Origin of the sequence: Nostoc sp. FACHB-888, assembly GCF_014696655.1 — a bacterium.
Lineage (GTDB): Bacteria > Cyanobacteriota > Cyanobacteriia > Cyanobacteriales > Nostocaceae > Nostoc.
The window spans coordinates 1-2,288 of the sequence record NZ_JACJQM010000377.1 but is presented as its reverse complement, the minus strand read 5'-3'; the positions used below and the strand labels follow the sequence as shown (position 1 = coordinate 2,288).

Genomic DNA, 2,288 nt, shown 5'->3' with positions numbered 1-2,288 from the left:
GGATAATACATTAATTTTCGCCTCAAGAAATAAAAATTTTCCACTACCGAATTTTTCAGATGGTTGAAGTCAACTTTAATGTTTGGGGTAACGGTTCTATCAACCGTTCTGAGCATATTAGTTCTGATGCACCGACTTATGTCGTTATTCACGGTTATCAAAGCACTGGTGGCAATGCAGGTAATAACTACAAAGCTGCTGATTGGATGGAAAACATAGCCCAAACCATCCGAGAGCGTGAGTCTAATGCTAATATCATTCTCCTAGATTGGGAGGAAGGAGCTAGTTCGTTGTGGTATCCCACTTCCGCCACCCGAACACGCGATGTTGGAAATCAGCTGGCTACCTACTTAATAAATAATGGCGTAGATCCGACTTACACCAACCTGATCGGGCATAGTCTGGGAGCGCACATTGCTGGATTCACTGGTTCAACCTACCGTGAATCTACAGGGCGTTCTCTTGCTCAAATAGTAGGACTCGACCCCGCAGGGCCTGAGTTTGAAGACAAAGCCGCAAGCGATCACTTAGATGCAAGCGACGCTAATCGTGTTGTATCTATTCATACTAGTGAAGCTTTAGGCTATGATGAGCGATTGGCTACCCTGGATGTATATGCCAACTGGAATGACTTATTCCAACCTGAACAGTGGAATTTTGCTGGTAATCACGGTTATGCCAATACTCTCTATACAGAATTACTCCAAGGCAATAGCTTTACCCAGTCCAACGGTATTCTCCTGAACTTGAATACAGTAGTCAATGCTGAATTTACTGGGCACAACGATGCCAGCACAAAAAATAATTTGGCTATTGTTGCTCTAAATCTTCTGGGTACTGCTAACAATGATACACAAGCGGGTGGTGCAGCCAATGATGCTATCCGTGGTAATGCAGGAATTGACTACATTACAGGTGGCGATGGTGACGATTCCGTGTTTGGGGACGATGGTAATGATCTTCTCTATGGTGGACGTGGAAATGATTCTGCTTTCGGCGGCACTGGAAGCGATCGCCTGTTTGGAGATGAAGGTAGCGACATACTTACAGGAACAGATACAGCAACAAGAGGTATTGCTGAAGTTGACCTTTTGACTGGCGGCGCTGGGAGTGATCAGTTTGTGCTAGGTATTACTGTCGGTGTCTTCTATAGCGATAGTAATACTAGTACTTTGGGACTGGGCGACTACGCTCTAATTGCTGATTTCAATGCCACCGAAGATACGCTGCAATTGTCTGGCTCCAACTCGAGCTATAGCTTGGGAGCAGCGCCAACTGGTTTGGCTACAGGTACAGCCTTATTCCTGAATGAAACTAGTCCTGAACTAATTGCGATCATTCAAGGTTCTAGCAACCTCACCCTTAGTGCCAGCTATTTCCTAACTGTCTAAAACATTATCTCAAATACAACTTAAATTTCTTTGTCAAGTTCTAAACTTGCACTACTCAAAGCTTTCTATTTTTTATGATGCCTAGATAAATAATTAAAAGTAGTTAATAAAACCAGTAATTTAGATTAATAACCCAAGTTGTTAGTTAACTTAGTGCTGCTCTTTAGTGGCAACTGGTCATACACTAACATTGACTAAATCAACATCAGCAAGCCATATTGTTCTGCTCTGGGTAGACACTTCTTCTAAAGTTGGGGAGCGCCACTCTACCCCATAAAGCCAATTATTTTTGAGACTAAAAATCCCTTGAATAATACGACGTGTTGGCTGTTCACCGAAATCAACCTCAACTATGTCACCCAATTTAAAAGCTGGAGTGGAAACAGTGGACTTTTTTAGTACATTTGTTGGATGAAATTTTTGCTCAGGTAAGTAGAGAGTTTCACTCTGGCAAACAATTGCATAAATCCATTCTTGTCCTGACCACTCAACACCACGGCAATAACCTGACAAGTTTGAGCTCGGCAACAAAACTTTTTCTAACATTTCCACTGCTAGTCGAGGCATATCCTTATCCCATCCAGGAGAAATATGCCAACAGGATTCTAAGGCGGTAATTTGGTTAATCATCTGGGAATGTAATCCTCTTCTTTATATATTCACTTCCAAGCATCAGTCTGATCCGGAACATAATTTCAACACTTCACTCGCTATGTCAATTCTTAATCAATACAGGTTTCAAAGGCGAAATTCCTGAACATTTGACCAAACTATCTAATTTCTGTACTGGTTGTGTATACAGCACTTCCGGCAGCTATGAGGTACATCCTAAAAGCTGAAAGGGATGATAGGAGAGGGGCAAGAAGAAAACTATATTGCATAATAGCCGGAAGCGCT

The 2,288-nt window shown here is 42.2% G+C and carries 2 protein-coding genes; one reads left to right on the top strand and one right to left on the bottom strand.

Annotated features, from left to right (window positions below; genetic code table 11):
- Positions 1 to 59 precede the first annotated feature (59 nt).
- Complete coding sequence (locus tag H6G26_RS41040) at positions 60 to 1,391, top strand: hypothetical protein (RefSeq protein WP_190737812.1); 1,332 nt, start codon at positions 60 to 62, stop codon at positions 1,389 to 1,391.
- A gap of 177 nt (positions 1,392 to 1,568) precedes the next feature.
- On the opposite strand, the gene H6G26_RS41035 is transcribed toward H6G26_RS41040, so the two are convergent.
- A complete protein-coding gene (locus tag H6G26_RS41035) occupies positions 1,569 to 2,021 on the bottom strand; it encodes a DUF1392 family protein (RefSeq protein WP_190737811.1) in 453 nt (150 codons plus the stop codon).
- Between the last annotated feature and the right edge of the window lie 267 nt (positions 2,022 to 2,288).